At 43.8% G+C, this 17,470-nt stretch carries 13 protein-coding genes and 4 pseudogenes; 9 read left to right on the top strand and 8 right to left on the bottom strand.

Going from position 1 to position 17,470, the window contains the following annotated elements; genetic code table 11:
* Positions 1-584: 584 nt before the first annotated feature.
* Positions 585-2,488: pseudogene (locus tag G7Y90_RS04780) on the top strand (cation:proton antiporter); the annotation flags it as partial.
* Positions 2,489-2,644: 156 nt separating this feature from the next.
* On the top strand, positions 2,645-2,956 hold the full coding sequence (locus G7Y90_RS04775; RefSeq protein ID WP_250163535.1) for a hypothetical protein: 312 nt from the start codon (positions 2,645-2,647) through the stop codon (positions 2,954-2,956).
* A 150-nt stretch (positions 2,957-3,106) separates the two neighbouring features.
* On the opposite strand, the gene tmk is transcribed toward G7Y90_RS04775, so the two are convergent.
* Both tmk and mltG read right to left on the bottom strand, forming a co-directional pair.
* Positions 3,107-3,847 (bottom strand): dTMP kinase, encoded by a 741-nt coding sequence (gene tmk / locus G7Y90_RS04770; RefSeq protein WP_250163534.1) that lies wholly within the window; start codon positions 3,845-3,847, stop codon positions 3,107-3,109.
* Between the two features lie 98 nt (positions 3,848-3,945).
* The gene (mltG, locus tag G7Y90_RS04765) at positions 3,946-5,238 is read right to left on the bottom strand and encodes an endolytic transglycosylase MltG (RefSeq protein WP_055123616.1); all 1,293 of its coding nucleotides are present in this window, start codon (positions 5,236-5,238) and stop codon (positions 3,946-3,948) included.
* Between the two features lie 167 nt (positions 5,239-5,405).
* Between mltG and G7Y90_RS04760 the strand changes: the two genes are divergently transcribed.
* Positions 5,406-5,948 carry a DpnI domain-containing protein gene (locus tag G7Y90_RS04760; RefSeq protein ID WP_250163533.1) on the top strand — a complete coding sequence of 181 codons (543 nt, stop codon included), beginning with the start codon at positions 5,406-5,408 and terminating at the stop codon, positions 5,946-5,948.
* A 24-nt stretch (positions 5,949-5,972) separates the two neighbouring features.
* Entirely contained in the window at positions 5,973-6,170 is a 198-nt protein-coding gene (locus G7Y90_RS04755) for a hypothetical protein (RefSeq protein ID WP_349773413.1), read from the top strand.
* 39 nt (positions 6,171-6,209) lie between these two features.
* On the opposite strand, the gene G7Y90_RS04750 is transcribed toward G7Y90_RS04755, so the two are convergent.
* Positions 6,210-7,202, bottom strand: a complete 993-nt coding sequence (locus G7Y90_RS04750; RefSeq protein WP_250163532.1) for an aminotransferase class IV — start codon at positions 7,200-7,202, stop codon at positions 6,210-6,212.
* A 15-nt stretch (positions 7,203-7,217) separates the two neighbouring features.
* The gene (locus G7Y90_RS04745; protein WP_250163935.1) at positions 7,218-7,886 is read right to left on the bottom strand and encodes a hypothetical protein; all 669 of its coding nucleotides are present in this window, start codon (positions 7,884-7,886) and stop codon (positions 7,218-7,220) included.
* A gap of 441 nt (positions 7,887-8,327) precedes the next feature.
* Between G7Y90_RS04745 and aroE the strand changes: the two genes are divergently transcribed.
* Positions 8,328-9,188 carry a shikimate dehydrogenase gene (gene aroE / locus G7Y90_RS04740; protein ID WP_250163531.1) on the top strand — a complete coding sequence of 287 codons (861 nt, stop codon included), beginning with the start codon at positions 8,328-8,330 and terminating at the stop codon, positions 9,186-9,188.
* A 95-nt stretch (positions 9,189-9,283) separates the two neighbouring features.
* Here the strand turns inward: aroE and G7Y90_RS04735 are convergent, their stop codons facing one another.
* A complete protein-coding gene (locus tag G7Y90_RS04735) occupies positions 9,284-9,973 on the bottom strand; it encodes an FUSC family protein (protein ID WP_250163530.1) in 690 nt (229 codons plus the stop codon).
* Positions 9,891-10,412 (bottom strand): hypothetical protein, encoded by a 522-nt coding sequence (locus G7Y90_RS04730; RefSeq protein ID WP_250163529.1) that lies wholly within the window; start codon positions 10,410-10,412, stop codon positions 9,891-9,893. Before G7Y90_RS04730 ends, G7Y90_RS04735 begins: the two co-directional genes overlap by 83 nt.
* 396 nt (positions 10,413-10,808) lie before the next feature.
* Between G7Y90_RS04730 and G7Y90_RS04725 the strand changes: the two are divergent.
* From G7Y90_RS04725 to G7Y90_RS04715, 3 genes and pseudogenes are all read left to right on the top strand, one after another.
* Positions 10,809-12,628, top strand: a pseudogene (locus G7Y90_RS04725) (acyl-CoA dehydrogenase C-terminal domain-containing protein).
* 232 nt (positions 12,629-12,860) lie between these two features.
* Positions 12,861-13,076: a hypothetical protein gene (locus G7Y90_RS04720; RefSeq protein WP_250163528.1), complete on the top strand. Its 216-nt coding sequence runs from the start codon at positions 12,861-12,863 to the stop codon at positions 13,074-13,076.
* On the top strand, positions 13,039-13,290 hold the full coding sequence (locus tag G7Y90_RS04715; RefSeq protein ID WP_250163527.1) for a hypothetical protein: 252 nt from the start codon (positions 13,039-13,041) through the stop codon (positions 13,288-13,290). Before G7Y90_RS04720 ends, G7Y90_RS04715 begins: the two co-directional genes overlap by 38 nt.
* Positions 13,291-13,327: 37 nt before the next feature.
* Here G7Y90_RS04715 and G7Y90_RS04710 read toward each other — a convergent pair whose 3' ends face one another.
* Both G7Y90_RS04710 and ybaK read right to left on the bottom strand, forming a co-directional pair.
* Positions 13,328-13,702, bottom strand: a complete 375-nt coding sequence (locus tag G7Y90_RS04710) for a 5-carboxymethyl-2-hydroxymuconate Delta-isomerase (RefSeq protein WP_250163526.1) — start codon at positions 13,700-13,702, stop codon at positions 13,328-13,330.
* Positions 13,703-13,809: 107 nt separating this feature from the next.
* Positions 13,810-14,296 (bottom strand): annotated as a pseudogene (gene ybaK / locus G7Y90_RS04705) (Cys-tRNA(Pro) deacylase).
* 255 nt (positions 14,297-14,551) lie between these two features.
* Between ybaK and plsB the strand changes: the two are divergent.
* Positions 14,552-17,344: pseudogene (gene plsB / locus G7Y90_RS04700) on the top strand (glycerol-3-phosphate 1-O-acyltransferase PlsB).
* The last annotated feature ends 126 nt before the right edge of the window (positions 17,345-17,470 follow it).

The raw sequence follows: 17,470 nt of genomic DNA, 5'->3' as shown, positions 1-17,470 counted from the left end.
GCTATTTTGTCATTATTCCGATCATGTAGGATAACCCAAGGCGCGATTATTTGACCCAGTTATTGTATATTTTTACCGCTGCCTACTGATATCGTACTAGATACGGCCTTGCTCAGCATGAAATAAAAGCATGTTATGATAGCAAGCCAAATAAATTTTTAAGCAAACTAAAGTCTATAAATAATCATTATTGACTATTGTTTTATAAAGCTGGCTATTATCACCCTTATTTTTCATCTTTTGCATCACTAGAATAATGCGATGGTCGATTCAAGATAAATGGATAAAAAAAGTCGCGTGACAGTACTATCAATAATAGACTGAGCGAGCTTGATGCCATATACGATTTATATGAGATTGACGATTTTTTCTAGCAATGCTTTTGTCTTTACTACTCTATAGTAGTTATATCATATCTGGCTCATGTTGTGATTCATGATGGATACCATTGTCGTCGCTTACGTTTTATAGAGATTTGTCTCTATAGCGAGTAGCGTCAACTTATTACTATACTACTGGCAGCCGCTACTCAAAAAAGCGGTTGATAGCTATAAAATACGACAAGATTATAAAAGGATCAATTTATGGATACCGCCCTATTATTATCTGGCGTGGTTGGGATTGGCATTGCTGCCCAATGGTTGGCTTGGTATTTAAAGCAACCGTCCATTTTATTTTTATTACTGATTGGCATTATCGTGGGCCCAGTGCTGGGAGTCTTCGATCCTGACTTGGTGCTGGGGGAGCTGATGTTCCCCTTCATCTCTTTGGGCGTGGCGATTATCCTATTTGAAGGCTCTCTGACGTTAGAGTTTGACGAGATTAACAGCATGGGCACCGTAGTGCAAATGCTGGTGTCGGTCGGTGTACTTATCACCATTGCTATCGTGGCGTTATCGACTTATCTCTTATTCGATGTCGATCCACTGATTGCTTTGCTGTTCGGTGCGCTCGTGTGCGTCACGGGTCCAACGGTGATTATGCCGCTATTACGTAGTGTGCGTCCCAATAAGACGATCTCTAATATCCTCAAATGGGAAGGTATCATCATTGACCCAATCGGCGCTATTGCCGTGGTTTTGGTCTATGAATACATCATCTCAGGCGGCGAAGCCAGCAGTATCTTATTGTTTGCCAAAATCGTGGTATTAGCGACAGCGATGGGTATGGCAGGCGCTTGGCTGCTTGCCTTCTTGATGCGTCGGCATATGATTCCTGAATTTTTACGCAATGTCTTTACGCTCGCCTTTGTCTTGGTGTTATTTTCAGTATCGAACCATTTAGAGCATGAATCTGGGCTATTGACAGTCACCGTATTGGGCGTGGCATTGGCGAATTGGCCAAAATTTCCACGCGATACGATTTTAGAGTTCAATGAATCTTTAACCATCCTTCTTATCTCTGTGCTGTTTATTATCCTTGCAGCACGTGTAGAGCTGGAAAGCTTACTTAGCGTTGGTTTCGCAGGTCTGGTGTTACTTGCTATCGTCATGTTTGTGGCGCGACCCTTATCCGTTTGGGCATCGTCTATTGGCTCAAACTTAAAGACCAATGAAAAGCTGATGATTAGTTGGATTGGGCCACGTGGTATCGTCGCTGCAGCCATCTCATCACTGTTTGCTATTCGTCTGCAAGAATACGATATCCAAGGTGTTGAGCTGCTCGTACCGTTAGTATTCATGGTCATCATTGGTACGGTCATGATTCAGGGCTTGGGGGCGAAAATAGTCGGAAATTTGCTTGGCGTCCGTGAACCTGAGACCAATGGTATCTTAATCGTCGGCTCAAATCCCATTGCGCTTTTGGTAGCAACTTCTCTAAAAGATCAGGGCTTTGATGTCATCGTCGCACACAACAACTATACCAATATTGCCCGCGCACGCATGAGTGGTCTACGTACTTATTTTGGCAACCCTATCTCTGATCATGCCGATCATCATCTTGACCTGATCGGTATCGGTCGTCTGTTTGCCATGAGTATGGACAAAGAGATGAATACCTTGTCTGAGATTCATTATCGTCATGAATTTGGTGAGCGCAAATTGTACCGTCTCAAGTTCAGCGACGAAAAGGTCAAAAGCGAGCGCGATGATAAGCAAGGTAACTTCCACTCGCAGTGGCTGTTTGGCAAAGACGTCACCTATACCAAACTTGCCAGCATGCTGTCGAAAAAAGCCCGTATCAAGATTACCAACATCACCGACAGCTACAGCTTTGAGCAATACAAAGCCGACAACAAGCAATTCGTGCCGCTGTATACAATCGACAAAGAAGGCAAGCTACACGTCATTACCGATAAGTTTGACGGCATCGTACCACGTGATCGCAAGCTCATCTCACTGGTGGTAGAAGATGAAGTACAGCCAAAACCTGTCGACGTGACACCTAAACAAGAGCAGGCGCGACTGGCAGCTGATGCTAACTTTGAGTCCAGCTCAAAAGCGCCTGAAAAGCGTAAAGAAAAGAGCTGAGCGATGATAGTGTTGATGCAACAGAACAATCCACTGCCACTGATAGCGACAGCGCTAAAGAAATAATCGCTGAGCAGAAAATCACTGAGCAGAGAGTCGCTGAGCAAAATGCAGATGACGAGGTATCAAACCATTCGAGCAGCAGTGCTGAAACTAAAACCACGCCAGACACCTTGAATGACAAAGTAATAACGTCAAAAGATGAGTCTATTGACGTCGTTAATAAAGGCGTCATGTCAGCCAACTCGACAGCGACTTCGAAGGCAATTCCTAAAAATAAGGTGTCTAACAATAGTAGTACGAATGGTAATGGCAACGCACCTAAAACTAAGAAGGGCGCGCTTGATCCAAATCGTTTACCCGACTCTGGTCAAGATAATACAACCAATGCAAGCTCTGATGGCGATATTACTAAAGACAACATTAACAAAGACAATGTTCAAGAAATTTCAGATAATAAAGCTGTGAATAAACAGGATAAATAATCGTTGCCACAGCTTTGTTTTAACACAGTTTTGACAATATCTTGATGACTGTTTTGATACTTTATAGAATATAACAGTTTATAAAACACAAAAGCCCCAACGCAATGTTGGGGCTTTTTATTTGGCTAGGTAATGGCTTTATAAAATCCGTTACGAAACATCAAATCTGCCTTGTACCGCCTGCCATACTCGCGCGCTCACCTCATCGGCATTGCCTGATGCGTCAATGCGCTGTATCCGTTCGGGGTACTGAGTCGCCAGCGTGTTAAAGCCTTTATGCACCCAAGTAAAAAACTCGGTCGCTTGCTGCTCAAATCTATCAGCGGCGCTACGTTTATTAGCGCGTGTCATGCCTTCTAATACGGGCAAATCCAGCCATAATGTCAGCTCAGGTAGTTGCGGCACAAACTGCTCGATAAGCGATTCAATTTTGGCTCGTACCACCGCATCGCCATGTGCCCGCCCAAAGCCCTGATAAGCAATGGTAGAATCGGTAAAACGATCGCATATTACCCACGTCCCACGTTGTAACGCTGGCAGAATCACTTGCTGCATATGGTCGCAGCGCGCCGCAAACAGTAGCAATAGCTCTGTATCATCATTGATGTCGGTCGCAGGGTCCAATAATATAGCGCGCAAACGTTCTGCAAACGGGCTACCACCCGGCTCACGGGTACGCAGATACGCAATATTGTTATCGTCTAAGCGTGTGCATAGCTGCTCAATGGCAGTCGTTTTGCCTACGCCCTCAGTACCTTCAAAACTGATAAAACGCCCTTGATTGAGTGCGATATCATTAATGTCATTGCTTGCTTTGGGCTGACTTGTTTTGGGCTGCTTTGCTCTCAACTGGACTGTTTGAGATACGTGGTCTTGTATAGATGCTGACATGATATGACCTTATGTCATTGATGAGCGTTATGTCTTTATGTCGACAGTTGCATAACGCTCATTTCACGATAGGTTTGAAGAAAAGATAGAGGATTAAATTACTGCGGCGGGGTTTGTGATTTTTTCTCACGCATGACGCCGAGATATTCTTTTACCGCTTGATTGTGCGCCGCCAAGCTATTGGTAAATTTGTGCCCGCCATTACCCGTCGCTACAAAGTACAATGCGTCACTATCTGCTGGGTGCAAGGTCGCTTCGATAGAGGCAGCCGATGGTAGCGCGATAGGTGTTGGCGGTAGGCCGTCAATTTGATAAGTGTTATAAGACGTTTTTTCATCAATGTCTTTACGGCGAATGTTGCCTTCATAGCGACTGCCCATACCATAGATGATGGTCGGATCGGTCTGCATTCGCATGCCTTTATCTAAACGATTTCTAAACACCGCAGAGACCAAAGGACGCTCTTCTGCCACACTGGTTTCTTTTTCGATAATAGAGGCCATCACTAACGCCTCATAAGGCGTCTTATAAGGTAAATTGGGCGCACGATTTTCCCACGCTTCAGTCAATACTTGCTGCTGACGCTTATATAAATCGGTCAGTACCTGCTTATCAGTGCTGCCTTCCCCATAATAATAAGTATCAGGGGCAAACCAACCTTCAAGATTGTGATTGACGATAGGGTCATTACTATTGATAACTTCATTTGGCAATATACCGACCAAATCCAACGCTTGAGCAATACCAGCATTGTCTCTATCATTGCCACTATCGTCAGTCAGCACCTCTTTTTTGATGCCTTTATTGTCCCGTAACGTCTGATACAAGTCTTTAGAGGTTTTGCCTTCGATGATTTGCACTTTTACCATCGATGCTTTTACCCCTTGCCCAAGTATATGTAGCGTTTCAGCAAAGGTAGGGTTTTCTGGTAATTGATAAATACCAGCATGTAAGGGGCCATCGACTTGTGTTTTCATATAGAGCTTGGCAATCGTAGCAGAAAACAGCGGGATTTGCTGTTGCCACTGCGGCAGTAAGCCATAATAGCTCTGACCCTGCTCAATGGTGACCATTTGCTTTGGCTGCTCAATCCGCCCAAACAATGTCTGATAGACCATCACTAAGAAAAACGCAGCGATAAGCCCCAGCACTAGCAACACTTGATAGCCACGCTGCATAAAGAAAGATTGATTATCCGCTTTATATTCGCGTGGCTTAGCCGCTCCACTGATGAGTGACACATCTGTCGCTGGCGTTTCCTCTACCCCATCGACTGCTGGTTGCGTGTCCGGTAATGTGGTATCGACACGCTCCTCAACACTGCTATCCGGTTTATTCGATGGCGTTTCATTAGGGCGTTCAGGAGGCGTTTCAGATGTAGGCTTGCTCATGGCAACTCGCGAGGCAGAAGTTTGCTAGAATTTAGCACTGAACCGTACGATTTTCAATGGTATTTGCTTAGCTTATGAATTATCTTGGTATTTACGCCTGCTGATATGGGCTAATGTTTCTACCTTCTTTTGGTGTTTTTCCTTTTCTTTAATAACGAAAACTGGTTATGAACCTACATTTTAATCAAAGTCTCGCTGCAAACTACAAATCCGAACCTCAAAAAATTCGTGTATTAAGCGAGGATTGGGTTGCCAACCAAAGTTACTGCCCTAATTGCGATGCTGAACCATTGGCGGAATTTACTAACAACAAGCCTGTCGCTGACTTTTATTGTGCAAATTGTAATGAGCAATATGAGCTCAAAAGTAAGCAAGCAAAGTTAAGCAACATTATCAATGATGGCGCTTATGACACCATGATTGAGCGTATCAGTAGCGACAACAATCCTAACTTTTTCTTTTTAACCTATTCTCAAGAATATAGCGTTAACAACTTCCTGATTATTCCTAAGCATTTTTTTAAGCCTGATATGATTGTCAAACGTAAGCCTTTATTAGTCTCTGCTAAACGTGCCGGTTGGGTTGGTTGCAATATTGATTTACGACAAGTGCCCGAATCAGGCAAAGTATTTTTGGTGAAAAACCAGCAAGTCATACCACGCGATAATGTCACCGAGCAATTTCAAAAAACCTTGTTTCTACGTCAGTAATCTACAGCTTCGCGTGGTTGGACACTGGATGTTTGGCAATGTATTGATAGACTGGATGCTAATTTCTCTCTCAATCAGGTTTATGCTTTTGCTGATGAATTACAGCGTAAACATCCTGAAAATAATCACATTAAAGATAAAATCCGTCAGCAATTACAAGTGTTGCGTGATAGAGGTATTATTGAATTTACTGGTCGTGGGCGTTATTGCAAATTATATTAAACGCTTTTCACTATAATGCTTAGCTCTAGGTTACTTTCTTTAAATACGATTAGAATCGCTTAAAATCACCATTTCACCCGATAATAACGTCAGGCTACTCATTGGCATGACACCACGCAGCGCATTGCAAAAGAACAGCTGGCTTAACTGTGGCAAATCCTCATCTTTTAATGATCTGATAATGACGGGATGTTTGCTAGTTGATAACGCATCGATAAGCACTTGCCGCATCACGCCAGCGACGCCAGATTTCGCCATGGATGGTGTATACCATTGACCAGTGGTTAGATAGTTTGTATTGTCTTCATAAAGCGGTAGCGTAGACAATTTTTCTGATGACATTTTTTCTGATGATAGTGTTGATAAAGGCGAGTCTGACAACTGATAGAAGACGTTACTCATCGTACCTTCAACCCAACGACCAATCATATCTCGTAGCAGCCCCTCACTGATGCTTGGTTTAATATTGTCTTCCAATACTTTGGCTTTGATAGCTTGCAGCTCACCACTTGCCAGCACATTGTCGAGGCGATTGAGGCTTTTGAGTCCTGCTAATGGCGGCGGTAAGCAGGCAAGCTGCGAAGATAGGCAAATGGCAGAACTGATAGGCTGCATCGGGATTGAGCACCCATCAGGCAAGCGTAATTGCTGAGTCGTAGTGACGGTCATCGCAGAGGATTTTAGCCAAATCTCACAATCGCTACCAGATGCGGTTGGCACATAGCCATAACCACGGACATCTTGCACGGCGCGAGTCACCATCAGTTTCAGCATGCCTTGTTGTAGTTGCTCGGCATGCGTCTGCAATAAAGCCATGACAGAATGACTGTCTAATTCAAGTTGTAAAGCTTCAGCATGGGAAATAAGGCGCTGCTGATGATGAGCCAACCACAGTATCTGCCCATCGATGACCCCCATCGTGGTAAAAAACCCATCGCCATATGCCAACCCACGATTGTCTAGCGATACTGTGTCTGAGATATCCGTCGTAGCACTTGATGGATGTATGCATAGCCAATTATTGAGCGGCATGATAGCAAGCACAGCTTACTTCTTATCTGTTTGGGCAGCAGATTTATTGATGACCAACATACAACTGTAGAACTCACATTTTGCCAGTTCTATTTTTTGACCACCGATGACTTTATTTTTGATAATTTGACCATTAAGCATATCAGAAATCAGTTGTCCGCCCTCATCACCCATCAGTTGGCGGGCAAGCTTATGCGCTTTTTCGGCATGGTTTTGGCTTATCTTTTTTTCTTTATCAGAGTCAGTAGGATTGGCAAAGTACCAGCCCAGTTCGAGATATTTTTCAGAATCAATCAGATCCAAATACGGCGCATCGGTATCCATAAAGCGATATTTGGCAGCTGGATTACTGGCATAGTCGAGGCTGTTCTCATCAGTGCTCATGACCTTGCCAAAAGTCGCCTTAATCTCATCTAAATTATCGACGGTCAGTGACGCTACATTTTTAGTGCCCCATCCCGCAACGTCATATTTCACTTGTGTACCTTGCTGAGCAGTAGCACCGTCTAAATCGGCGTTCGTCGCAGCATTGTCCTGTACTAGCGCATCGTCAGCGACGGTTTGCTCGCTCATATCGGCATCTTGGTTTTGGGCGTCGTCTTTACTGCTATCACAGCCACTGAGCGACACGCCGACTGCCATTATCGTACCGACCAAGAAGGTCTGTAGGCTATTATTCCACATGGGCAATTTACTCACACTTTTAGATGATTCTCAAAATAGTATTAACGAGCAGGCAGATAGGCCGCTGATAATGGACATTATATTTTATAAACAAGCGTTCTTATGCTTGGTATTTTATGACTCAGTTTGTTATGTTAGTTTCTTATGGCTTGATTTTTGACAGTTCAGTTACTGATAGTTATGCAACTGCCAAAATAATATAAAAATTTCAGACTCTCTAGTTTACCCAACTGCTTAACACTTGACCACCCTTTACGTTACGGATAACGCTCCCAGACAGTACAGATTTGTTAAAGACCTAATCTGTCAAAAAACCTACCTATTCAAGTGTTTACTCGTTAGACCACTGATTTGTCAAATATCGTGTTATCCCTTATGATGATTGTATATCGATGCCCTTCTACTGATCAATTTTTGCCTCTTATCGCAAGCAGACCTATTATGACCCAGCATTTTATCGTTATCGGCAATCCCATTGCCCACAGCAAATCCCCTGAAATCCATACGTTATTTGCAGCGCAGACGGGTATTGAGATTAGCTATCAACGCCAATATTGCCCCGATGATGCAGCCAGTTTTACCGCGGTACTTGAGGCGTTTTTTCAGGGCGGCGGCGTTGGAGCCAACGTCACTGTACCTTTTAAACAAATCGCTTATGACTGCTGCGCGGCGCGCGGTGGTTTATCGGAGCATGCCAAAGTTGCAGGCGCAGTCAATACGCTGTTACTAAATAAAGCGCTGGTAAAAAGTGGCGTGCCGATCACCGAGGCATTGTATGGCAATAATACTGATGGACAAGGACTGGTCGATCACATCGTAAGTTTGGGTTGGCCATTGAATGGTGCACGTGTGGCACTCATTGGTGCAGGCGGCGCAGCACGTGGAGTGATATTGCCATTAATTGAAGCTGGTATCGCACATCTTACGATTGCCAATCGCACGCTGAGCAAGGCAACAGCGTTAGTCACTGAGCTTAGCGCGGCAAGCGCTGCTATTCATGAGCAGCAGATTGAAACTTGTCGCACGACTGAATTAAATGGATCGTTTGATATTATTATCAATGCGACTTCTATTGGTTTATCAGCAGATACGCTACCACTAAGCGACACGCTAAACGGTGATTATGCTTATGACATGATGTACGGACGCACGCTGCCGTTTCTGCAGCATTTTTCTGCGCGTGGCGCACAGATTTCTGATGGCTATGGCATGCTCATCGGGCAAGCAGCGTTAAGTTTTGAGCGTTGGACAGGTCATACGATCGATGTTGCGCAAGCGACCGAAACGCTACAAAGTCGTTAATCGAAAATTGATATGAAAAAAGCCGCATGAACTCAGCTCATGCGACTTTGATTAATACTTTATTTCAAACGTACTGATGATTTGACACTCATCAATTAGCCAAAGCGCGCCAGCAGCCAGTTTTCGATACACCGTAGCGGTATGCGTAAGTTGGTTGAATGCATCACTACTCCGCCGCTCAGACCCACCAAGCAGCCAATCACAGTATCAAAAAGGCGCGTGCGAATCACTTCTTGATAGGCAGACTCAGAAAACGGTAGGCCACTGCCGTATTCTGCAATAAATATCGTCAGCGGCGTGATAAATATGACTGCCAAACCATAATGTCGATCCACCAACGTCTCGATACAAAGCATCATCGTCAGTATCGCCAGTGCGACACCCCATATTGATAATCCCCAAGACAACATCCAACTCGCCAAAACTACACCCAATAATGTACCGAATAAACGATGTATTTGCTTAATCCACATGGTACGCAAATGAATACCTTGGATAATCAAAAAGCAACTAACTGCTGCCCAATAGGGGTTGGACAGCTGTAAAGTAACGGCGATGAGCAAGGCTAAACTGACAAAACTGGCGACAATCAAACTTTCAGTAATGGTATCTGGCTCGTAGCGATAAGTAGGCGTCGGCGTCGCTGGGCGCGTTGCTAATAAAAACAACGAATACAGCAACGCCATCACTAAAGCAAAGCCACTACCAAGCATCACCAGTCCAGTTGCACGTAAGATGTCTTCCAAAGGCAGCGGTATAAATAGCGCAATAGCACCTGCCATCATCAACAAACAGTCCCGCTGGCGGTGGCTGACGATAATAACGTCCAAAAATCACAATACCAAACGCCATTAGCGTAAATATCGGCAGTTTTAATAGCGGGATTTGCTGAGCAATTAGACCGAGCGCAAAGCACAGCGACATGGCAAAACCCCAAGCCATCACCGTCACCAATCGATACGGCAGCTTGCCCACTAACGGTATATTCAAAATAACCATCGCCCCCAAAGACGCTTTAATGCCTGACGATAAAGCATCAAAATAAGCGCCCACAAACACGGGGAAGCTAATCGCAATCGCCGCGATAATCGGCATATGCCACGGTCTCTTACTACGGTTCACTGTCAGCAAATGCGCCAGCTCGCCATCAATTAAAGCCTTTATGCGAGCAAATAACGCTGTCAGCCAAGATGCTCGCGTTGCCTCGCGCTTGGATGCGCTCATAATTGGCTTTCCTTATATCGTAAATGCAGTTAAAAAATATTTTTCTGATACGGTCACATCTATCATAAATAGGTACTTAACCACAGACACTAATAAAAATCGAATTCATCAATACATAAATTAATGTTTTGATTTAAAATATTAATTATGAATATTAGTTATTAGTTATATTTGTCGCTATAGAAGATTTATACTGACAGTAACGCCGCGACAGCTGTTTTTTATCAAGGATGCCTTAACGGTAATCAAAATGGATGAGCTGTTTTTGATAAATCTGAATGACGAGCCGTGATATCGTCTATTCTTACCCCAAATAATTAAACACCCTTTTACATGAAACGTGGCTCAAATACCGAGCTAGCCATTTATGATAGCGAATAACTAAAGAGAGCGACTATGTTAACTTACAAAGCACCTTTACGTGATATCAAGTTTTAATAAATGATGTTTTCGACTTTCAAACTCATTATAAAGATTTGGACAATGGCGAAAATGCCGATCCTGAAACCGTTGATATGATTCTTCAAGGGATGGCAGATTTTGCTGAAAATGTCTTAGCGCCTTTATATCAGCCAGCAGATGCTGAAGGTTGTCATTTTGAGAATGGGGTTGTCACAACCCCTAAAGGCTTTAAAGAAGCTTATGATCAATTTGTAGAAGGCGGCTGGCAAGGTATTTCTTACCCTGAAGAGTACGGCGGTATGAACTTACCGACCTCATTGAACTTAATTAAAGCTGAAATGATCGGTACGGCGAACTGGCCATGGGCAATGTATCCTGGTCTATCAACTGGCTGTATCAATACCATTATGCAATATGGTACCGATGAGCAAAAAGAAACCTACTTGCATAAATTGGTCGAAGGCTCTTGGGCAGGCACCATGTGTTTGACTGAGCCACAATGTGGTACGGATTTGGGTCAAGTTAAGTCTAAAGCCATTCCACAAGATGACGGCTCTTATAAGCTTAGCGGTACTAAGATTTTCATCTCAAGTGGTGAGCATGATTTAACGGAAAACATCGTTCATATTGTTTTAGCACGTTTGCCAAATGCACCAGAAGGCACACGCGGTATCTCATTATTTATCGTACCGAAATTCTTGCCAACTACTGAAGGTGAAATTGGCGAGCGTAATGGCGTGACTTGTGGGTCGATCGAACACAAAATGGGTATCAGCTCATCAGCGACTTGTGTCTTAAACTTTGATGATGCGGTTGGTTATCTCATTGGTGAGCCGAACAAAGGCCTCAAAGCTATGTTCACCTTTATGAACACGGCACGTATCGGTACAGGCATCCAAGGTTTGGCGCATACTGAACTGTCATTCCAAAATGCGCTACCGTATGCAAAAGATCGTCGTTCTATGCGTACATTATCAGGCACGAAAGAGCCTGAAAAAGTTGCTGATGCCATCATCAACCATGCTGACGTACGTCGTATGCTATTGACCCAAAAAGCCTTTGCCGAAGGTGGCCGCTCAATGATTTATCATTCTGCGCGCTATGCCGATAAAATGGCGCAAGGTATCATCAATGGCGATGATGAAGAGTTTGAAAAATGGGATGACAAATTGGGTTTCTACACACCAATCCTAAAAGGCTTCCTAACTGAGCTAGGTATCGAAGCGGCTAAACATGGTCAGCAAGTCTATGGCGGTCACGGCTATATCAAAGAATGGGGCATGGAGCTAATTGCTCGTGATGCTCGTATCGCCACCATGTACGAAGGTACAACTGGTATTCAAGCATTGGATTTACTCGGTCGTAAAGTGATCTTGCAGTCTAAAGGCAAAATCATCCGTGATTACACCTCAAGCATCATGAAATGGTGTGGTGAGTATGCACTTGATAAAGACATGCGTAAATTCGTTTGGGCGCTCACCAAGCTATGTGCTGAGTGGAATACATTGACTGTCCGCTTGATGCTAATGGCACGTAAAGATCGTGAAATCATCTCTGCTGCATCAGACGATTTCTTGATGTACTCAGGCTATGTCATGATGGGTTATCATTGGGCGCGTATGGCAGCGGTCGCTTATGACAAGCTAGAAAATGGCGGCGCTGAATCACCAGAATTCTACAAAGCTAAGATCCAAACGGCTGAATTCTATTTTGATAAGTTGTTACCACGTACCTCGGGGCATGCCGAAGCCATGGTTGCACCAAGTGAAAGCATGACAGCAATGAAGATTGAGAACTTTGCTTTTCTAGACTAAGTTTTTTAGACTAAGATAGCATCACAATTAAGCAATAATTAATAAAAACGCCTAGCATGTAGGCGCTTTTTTATGCTTACTAAAACACAGACCTTCTCATAAAGCCTACGATATAATATACATCATAGATGAGGGATAACGAGTAACTCATTATAGATAAATAGCCATTTTAGGAGCCAATCATGTTACCCATTGATCATCAAAAAACTTCCTTAGCTTCATCATTTATAGAGTGCTACTGCTCAGTACGGCACTGATCAGTTTTAGCGCAACTAGTGCTACGGAGCTGGCTAAAAACCCTGACATTCCTATTAAATTTGCCAAAGGCGCGATCAGTAGTGCGGTCACTGGCAAATTAAGCCCCAATGAAGATGAGCGCTGGTATCGCTTTGATGCCACCAGCTGGCAATATGCCGTTATTAATTGTACCACTTACTGGTACGCCTGAGACAGCCAATGTCGGCGTATTACATATGCCAAACGGTACGCAAGATGGTAGCAAAGGCGGTATCGTGTATCAAGGCTGCCTACCCGCAACCGGAGAATATCGCTTACGTATTGCCCGCAACTTGATGGCGACTGAAGGTAAAACGGCTGGTTATAAGGTTGAGGTAATGATATTACCCACATATGCCAGTAAATCGCTATGTGAGTACTTATAACAATTGATGAATCGTTGTTTCGGACGATATCAGCATTTTAGCTACCCAGTATTTTTTTATGATACACCGCGCTAATTTCTTCAACTTCCACACATATCTGTAAGGCTGCTCGCCCTGATTGCTCTGCGCCTATCTCCTGCTCTATCATCGTCACCAGCAGCCCTGCTAGCTGATTGCGAATAACCATGTCACGACCAGTCATTAGTTTTAGATGCGCATAAATAAAGCCATACGCCTGCTCATCATCTTCAACGCCTACCAAAAATGTCTCAATAGGTACGATCCGTGCTTTAATATCAGTCGGCGTGCCAAAGTGCCCACTGTCCCATAACGCTTTATTTAACGCTTTAAGCAATGATTCTTCATGAGCAATACTGACATTTGGCGTCATTTGAATGGTTAGATGTGGCATGAATATGTCCTTATAAAATATGAGTGAGGGGATAAAATATTAGCTATCGTTTCAGACTTGATTGAACAGCCCGTTAGCGGCAACGATTTTCAGTCATCAGTAACTTTTTAGTCATCAATAATAGTACTAAAGCAAGCAGCAAGGGTCTCAGCTAATTGTGCTGGTAGCAGCTCAATTTCTAAACCACGGCGACCACCGCTGACATAAATCGTTGTCTGCTCTACAGCCGAGCTGTCTATGATAGTCGGCAAGCGCTTCTTTTGTCCCAATGGGCTGACGCCACCTAGCACATAGCCCGTACTACGCTCTACCTGCTTAGGATCCGCCATTTGCACTTTTTTGCAGGTCAGCAATTTATTCGAAGATAGCGCCTTAGCCATTTTTTTAAAGTTTAACGTTTTATACGGGTAAGATAGCAACGGCAAGCGCACCAGTCTCTGTCGACACCACCAAGGTTTTGAACACTTGTGACACATCCACGCCTAGCTTTTCTGCCGCCTCTAAGCCAAAAGAGGCGGCATTACTGTCATGGACATATTCGTGTAATTGATATTTCAGAGCGCGTTGTTTGGCAAGATTAATCGCTGGTGTCATAATATTTCAGCTTATATCAATGATATTAATGGGTAGATGTAAACATAATTACTCTATAGTGACTCTTGGTTGTCGCCGAACTATTATTGCGCTAAATACATTAACTTTCAATTATTTGAGCTTATTAAGAGCGGCTTAACTCACTATATAGTAACCAGACCGTATTAATATTAGCATATACAGACACTATATATCGCTTTGATGGCTTTTATGGCATCATAAGCGCAACATACTTGACTATTTTTGATACTGATTATGATACCGAAGTTCTTAAAAAAACGGATTTTTAAAGCGCCAGTCACAACCGACAGCACTTCTAATACTGACGTCAATCCAATCGCCCCCAAGCCTTATTCCAATGCGCCGATTAATCAAATTTATCGCAAGCTATCGGGGCAGCTACTCGATGTCGCTGTTAAACCTAAGTTATTGGGTGAATTACCTGAGTTCGATACAGACGATCAAACGCTAAGATTTTATGTGCAAGATTATTCGCGCTCCAACAGTATTTTGATTGACCTGCAGACGCAAGAGCATAACTTACCACCAGCATTGGTTGGGGTACATGATGCCGCCCATAATATCAAAGAAAACGCAGCCATCATATTTTTGAACCATCCAAGCGCCAAAGACAGCCAATTATCACCGCGCCTGTCACGTTTGGTGTCTGCTGTTTTGCAACATCCAGAGCTAAAAGTACGTTTGGTGCCCGTCTCTATTTTATGGGGACGTGCACCAGAAAAAGAGGATTCACTGTTTAAGCTGCTGACCGCTGACAACTGGCAAGACCCTAGCATCACCAAGCAGCTCTTTAATATCGGAGTAATGGGACGTGACACCTTTGTACAGTTCCATCCACCTCAAGATCTACGTACCCTTATCAATGATAGCCTTAAAGGTGATGAAGAAGGGTTTTCTATTTTTGATTCACTAGCCGTTGATTCGAAAGAGAACTTTATAAAAGAAGGCACTGTAAAAGAAGTCCTGCAAAAGACAGCCATTTAGACATCACGAGTAGCGTGGGCGATGCTGACGAAGCACCAAACTATGCTTTGGTAGCGACCGCTGACAGCAATCGTGAGCTGGTACGTATGCTACAGCAGCGGCTTACGGTTTATTTAGACAAGCAGCGTGCCAGTATGCTCGGTCCTGATTTATCAGACAGACGCAACTTAGTAGATAAGCTGGTGTTCACCAGCTATCAAACATGCGATAGAGGCAGAAGCCGTAGAATCTGGTATCAGTGTACGTGAAGCCCGTGTCTTGGCTAAAGGTTACGCCAATGAGATGGTCAATGACTATTCACATTCCATCGTGCGCGGTTTTTATAAGTTTTTAACGTGGTTATGGACGCAACTCTATGATGGCGTAGAAGTCCATCATTTCGAGCGTGTACGTGAGCTTGCGACTGACTATGAGCTGGTCTATGTGCCTTGTCATCGTAGCCATGTCGATTATCTATTGCTATCTTACGTCATCTCACTACAAGCGTGGTCTAAGCATTCCTTATGTCGCTGCTGGTGACAACCTAGATGTACCCGTATTAGGGCCATTATTACGCGGCGCGGTTGCCTTTTATATACGTCGTAGCTTTCGTGGCAATGCACTTTATACTGCCGTCCTCCGCGATATGCACACCCTTATTACACGTAACACGCCGATTGAATACTTTATTGAGGGTGGTCGCTCGCGTTCAGGACGTTTATTACCACCGAAGATGGGCATGCTAGCAATGACAGTGCACAGTCAATTACGTCATTCTGAGAAGCCAGTGGTTTTCATTCCGACTTATATCGGTTATGAGCGTATTATGGAAGGTGGTACCTATGTTGGTGAGTTAAAAGGCAAGCCAAAAGAATCTGAATCTTTACTAGGCTTACTCAAAGTTGGTCGTAAAATTGAGCGTATCTTTGGTAATGTACATCTAAGCTTTGGCACACCGCTGCATCTTAGCGACTTTATGACAAAATTCGATGTGCCAGCCAATAGCTTGCCGACGGATCGCACCGATACCCCGCTCGATGATAAAGCCAGTGCGATGGTCGATAACATTGGCGTCAAAATCATGCAGCATATCAATAAGGCGGCGGTTGTGACGCCCGTTTCGTTATTATCATTGGTATTATTATCAGCGCCTAAAGCGGCTTTAGATGAAGAAATCTGCCGTGAGCAAATTGCCCTCTATCAAGGTCTTGCTCAGCAGTTGTCCTACTCAGACGATACCGTCATTACAGATATGAGTCCGCAGCAAATCATTGATTATGGTATCAAACTAAAGCTCATTGAACGTACGCCGCATATCTTAGGCGACATCATTCAAATTGCCGGCAAGCAAGCGGCATTGCTCAGTTATTTCCGTAATAATATCCTGCATGTGTTTATTTTACTGTCTTTCTTATCAGCATTAGTGGCGCGGAACGGTCGTATCGAGCGTAGTCGTTTGGACAATATTGCTAAGCAACTCTATCCATTTTTACAAAGCGAGCTGTTCTTATATTATCCCGCACATGGCTTGGCTGATACCTTGAACAAAAAAGTCGACAGCCTACTCTCGCATGGTCTAATTGTCGAATTGAGCGATGGCGTACTTAGCGTCCCTGAGTCAAACAGCAAATGCTATCAGCAGCTGCAAGTGCTAGCTACGCCTGTCGGACAGAGCCTTGAGCGTTACTTTATGACGCTTGCCCTACTCGCCCAGCAAGGCTCAGGCAATCTAACCGAAAGCGAAGTCGTTGATCTGTGTCATCTGCTGGGTCAGCGCTTATCTGTACTATATGCAGATGATATTCCTGATTTCTTTGACCGCGCCTTATTCACCAGCTTCATCAGTGCCTTGACTCGTCTTGATTACTTGCAAAAAGATGATGAAACTGGCGTATTGACCTTCGATCATCGTATCAATGATATTGCTCGTCATGCTAAGTACGTGCTAACGCCTGACATGATGCAGATTTTGCAGCAAGTCGCCAGCTTAGATGAAGAAGAAATTACTCATGCGATTACTGAGATTAGTAATAAAAGCAGCGTAAATTTGGCCGTAAGCGTTAATCTGCAACCAGCTATAATATTTAATGAGCTAAACTGATATCGAGCAAAAAAACCTCTAATTGATTAGAGGCCTTTTTTTATCTTTAAATTTGAAATTTCTAAGTAGCTGTTTTTTTTAACAACTAT

Source organism: Psychrobacter sp. WY6 (assembly GCF_018448495.1).
GTDB lineage: Bacteria > Pseudomonadota > Gammaproteobacteria > Pseudomonadales > Moraxellaceae > Psychrobacter.
The sequence above is the reverse complement of the archived record's forward strand: the minus strand, read 5'-3'. Positions and strand labels throughout refer to the sequence as shown.

What these genes read in the sequence shown, in the direction of transcription:
- tmk (WP_250163534.1), bottom strand. Translation starts at nt 3,847, where the DNA reads ATGTCAGCATCTATACAAGACCACGTATCTCAAACAGTCCAGTTGAGA.
- mltG (WP_055123616.1), bottom strand. Translation starts at nt 5,238, where the DNA reads ATGAGCAAGCCTACATCTGAAACGCCTCCTGAACGCCCTAATGAAACG.
- G7Y90_RS04760 (WP_250163533.1), top strand. Translation starts at nt 5,406, where the DNA reads ATGAACCTACATTTTAATCAAAGTCTCGCTGCAAACTACAAATCCGAA.
- G7Y90_RS04750 (WP_250163532.1), bottom strand. Translation starts at nt 7,202, where the DNA reads ATGCCGCTCAATAATTGGCTATGCATACATCCATCAAGTGCTACGACG.
- G7Y90_RS04745 (WP_250163935.1), bottom strand. Translation starts at nt 7,886, where the DNA reads ATGTGGAATAATAGCCTACAGACCTTCTTGGTCGGTACGATAATGGCA.
- aroE (WP_250163531.1), top strand. Translation starts at nt 8,328, where the DNA reads ATGACCCAGCATTTTATCGTTATCGGCAATCCCATTGCCCACAGCAAA.
- G7Y90_RS04735 (WP_250163530.1), bottom strand. Translation starts at nt 9,973, where the DNA reads ATGATGGCAGGTGCTATTGCGCTATTTATACCGCTGCCTTTGGAAGAC.
- G7Y90_RS04730 (WP_250163529.1), bottom strand. Translation starts at nt 10,412, where the DNA reads ATGAGCGCATCCAAGCGCGAGGCAACGCGAGCATCTTGGCTGACAGCG.
- G7Y90_RS04715 (WP_250163527.1), top strand. Translation starts at nt 13,039, where the DNA reads ATGCCGTTATTAATTGTACCACTTACTGGTACGCCTGAGACAGCCAAT.
- G7Y90_RS04710 (WP_250163526.1), bottom strand. Translation starts at nt 13,702, where the DNA reads ATGCCACATCTAACCATTCAAATGACGCCAAATGTCAGTATTGCTCAT.